Source organism: Deltaproteobacteria bacterium (genome assembly GCA_030654105.1).
Lineage (GTDB): Bacteria > Desulfobacterota > SM23-61 > SM23-61 > SM23-61 > JAHJQK01.
Genome location: JAURYC010000100.1, coordinates 1 through 3,162, shown reverse-complemented (window position 1 = coordinate 3,162; position 3,162 = coordinate 1). Strand labels below are relative to the sequence as shown.

The 3,162-nt window shown below is 52.4% G+C and carries 4 protein-coding genes; 1 reads left to right on the top strand and 3 read right to left on the bottom strand.

The features are described 5' to 3' along the window. A partial coding sequence (locus Q7V48_03800; GenBank protein MDO9209859.1) for an AMP-binding protein occupies window positions 1-387 on the top strand: 387 nt, incomplete at its 5' end. Here the strand turns inward: Q7V48_03800 and Q7V48_03795 are convergent. The 3 genes from Q7V48_03795 to Q7V48_03785 form a co-directional block, all read right to left on the bottom strand. Beyond that, a complete protein-coding gene (locus Q7V48_03795) occupies window positions 384-824 on the bottom strand; it encodes a DUF126 domain-containing protein (protein MDO9209858.1) in 441 nt (146 codons plus the stop codon). The two genes, Q7V48_03800 and Q7V48_03795, sit on opposite strands and share 4 nt — an antisense overlap. Beyond that, the gene (locus tag Q7V48_03790) at window positions 806-2,059 is read right to left on the bottom strand and encodes an aconitase X catalytic domain-containing protein (GenBank protein ID MDO9209857.1); all 1,254 of its coding nucleotides are present in this window, start codon (window positions 2,057-2,059) and stop codon (window positions 806-808) included. Before Q7V48_03790 ends, Q7V48_03795 begins: the two co-directional genes overlap by 19 nt. A gap of 456 nt (window positions 2,060-2,515) precedes the next feature. Then, the coding region (locus tag Q7V48_03785; protein ID MDO9209856.1) for an AMP-binding protein at window positions 2,516-3,162 on the bottom strand (647 nt) is incomplete at its 5' end.

Sequence of the window (3,162 nt, the reverse complement as noted above, 5' to 3'; positions counted from 1 at the left end):
ATGGAGTTTGATATGAATGTAGGCCAGATCCTGACCCTGGCGTCCCATAAGGTTCCTGAGCGGACAGCCCTTCTTTGTGAAGATAAAAAGTATACTTTCCAGGAGTTCAACCGGCGGGCCAACCAATTCGCCCACTCCCTTCTGCGTTTCAACCTGCAAAAAGGAGATAAAGTTGCTGCCCTGCTCTTCAACTCGAATCCGTTTGTCGAGGTCTATTTGGGAACAGCCAAGGCCGGAGGAGTTTTCACCCCGATCAATTTTCGCCTGGCGGCGGATGAAGTTTTTTATATCCTCGATCATTCCGATGCCCGTTTTTTTGTATACGGAGAAGAATTCATCCCCCTTAGAAAGAGGGATCCTCGACAGCTCCCCTTGAATTCTTTTTAATCCTTTTCCACCCCCTTTTTTATGACTTCGGCAATTCCTTGATCTCCATCAATCTTTACGTAATCCCCCGTGGCGATGACTTCCAGCGGGTTTTGATCGAGCCGGTCCACCAAAGGGATGTTCCCCATGGCCGCACCCACGGCAATGATAGGCTCGGCTTCTACATTGATCATGGCCGCCGGGGCTGTCCTGCGCTTGGCCATGGCATAAATGATGTAGGGGCCGGCGGTAGACCCTTTGCCATGAGGGAAGACAAAGATTTTCCCGGTGAGGGATTGCCCTTCTAATTCATGTCCCTTTTCCACCACGATTCCTTTATCTGGATTCACCCCACCGAGAAAACTCACTGGCTGGCGGGTAACCACAGCTTCTCCCTCGGCCTTTCCACCAATGACCTTGCGTCCTTTCAGGATGATCTTCACTTGGACCTCCTCCATTGCCCTCTGAGCGCTGCTTGGATACAATCTCTCGTTTCCCCAAAAATGACATCCACATTGCATGCCCCGGGGATAAAATAGGCCCCCCGGGCGCTGTTGGTGGCCACTGTTTTTACCCCCTCAACCAGGTGAAAAGGAGCTCCCGGGGCAACGCATAGGTCTGTGGTTACCAACCCCCCTGCTTTTTCGATGATTTCCACCAGGCCCATGCGTTGGGCAATATCCTTGAGATGGCCTGAAGTGGCCACCCAAAGCCGGGTGTTTTCGTGGATCTTCTTGCCCTCCAGCAGGGAGGCGATCTCCCGGATCTGCGGGAGGCTACAGTGAGGACAGCCAAAGCAAACTAAATCGATTTCTTCTTTCTGGGTCGTGGTCAGTTTTTCGAAAGAAGTCCGTATCTCTTGGGGGCCTACCGCAATCGAATATTCAGGTTTTTTACCGCCAAAGGCCACTTCTGCGGTCGGAGCTTCGGGGGTGATACCCGCCAGGTGGCAGAGGGAAATGGCTCCGGCCGTGGGCATGGGGGAAATAAGAAAACGGATCTGGTCCTGACTGAAGGTTGGGGGAAGCCCTACGACTACGGGGGTCTTTTCCACCAGAGTTCTCCCCACATAAGATCCGATTGCGGAATACTCGGAGAGCGTCAAGGAAGAATGGTCCAGTCCTGAGAGGTCCACTAAGACTTGACCATAGCGGTTCTCTTTCAGGTGGAGCCCGAATTCCGGGGTTACCCCGGTGATGGCAGCGGCGATGACCGACGGCGATCCCTCCCGATTCCCTCTTGCCCCAAAAGCCGAGTTGACAAAAGTTGCCCCGGCTGAACCTCCCCAAGCAAAATGGGTTCCCGGCAGGGGTAAATTACCCAGCTGGTAGGGTAGGCAGCTCCCTAAGGGGATGGCTCCCATCTTCAGGTAGGGGTCGTCTGCCCTTCGCTGGTTGAAGACGAGCTTCTCCGGGAGGCCCATCTTTTGCCACTGCTGGAAATCCACGGAGCAGGGGTTGGTGGAAGTGAATACCTGGAAGCGGGCCCCTCCATTGAGGAGGTCGTTCATCCACTCGATATTCTCTTCCCCCGATATCAAATAGCTCCGTCCACCCACATGGCAGGAAGAAACCGGGATCATTCTTTGGGCCCCGTAAATCTCTCCCAGGGTGACCAAAAGTCGCATGGCGCTTTGGGGGCCCATGCCCCAAACACCATCCAGCATCTTTTTTTCTTTGTCGGTAAGATTCATTTCTTTCTCCCCCAGGGAAGCCCATTTTGCCCATTCTTTTTACTGCCAGTCCGGCCGCCATTCCCTCCAGCGTGGATTGAATTTCATAGATTGCGCCAATATCTTCCAACGAGAAGCGGGGATTTTCCGTTCCTTTATAAGGAACAATTTTGACCAACCCTTCCAGTTCGAGTTGTTTAATCACTTCCCGGAGGACGGTCCGGCTGACTTGCTGTTGATCGGCCAGAGTGGATTCGACCAGCCGGGATCCTGGAAGAAGGCGGCCGGATAAAATCTGCTTTTTGAGATCCGTATAGACGGCTTCCCGCAGCGGTTTGCTCCGCGATAGAGCTTTTTGAAGCGGCATAAAATTCCCGGGTATCGTTTTCAAAATTGTTTACAATATTGTCTAATATATGTCAAGGGAAAAGGAAATTATAAGAATCCATTCCGAGGGGGTAGTCATGAAGAAGCGGATTAACCGGATTTTCCCCCTTCTTGGGCAAAGCGGTCCCAGGCTGACCCGATGCCCCTGGATTTCAGGGCCACTTTTTGTACTTTCTCAGAAGGGGTTTTAGGGAGGTGGGGAACAAATTCCAGGTAACGGGGGACCATGAATTTAGGTAGCCTAATTTGGCAACATTCGATTAAATCTTGAGGCTCCACCGTATGCCCTTCTCGCAGAACTACATAAACTTTAATTTCTTCCCCCAGGATCGGGTCGGGTACTCCTACTGCCGCCGCTTCGGCCACAGCCGGATGCTCCATGAGGACTTTTTCAATTTCATAAGGGGTGAAGTTCTCCCCGCCGCGGCGGATTCTTTCTTTCTTCCGGCCGCAAAAATAATAATACCCCTCAGAATCAACCCTTCCCAAATCGCCGGTATGAAACCATAGGTTCCGATAATCATTCAGGGTCTCTTCCGGCATCTTATAATACCCGTTGAACATGATAAAGGGCTTCTTGGGCCGGATGACGATCTCTCCCACCTGGTCAGGGGGCACCTCGTTGTCCTGGTCATCGAAGATTTTCACCTCAAAGCTCTCCCGGGCTTTTCCCACCGAGCCGATTTTGATCATCCCGGGACGATTGATGGTATTCCAGGTGCCGGTCTCCGACATGC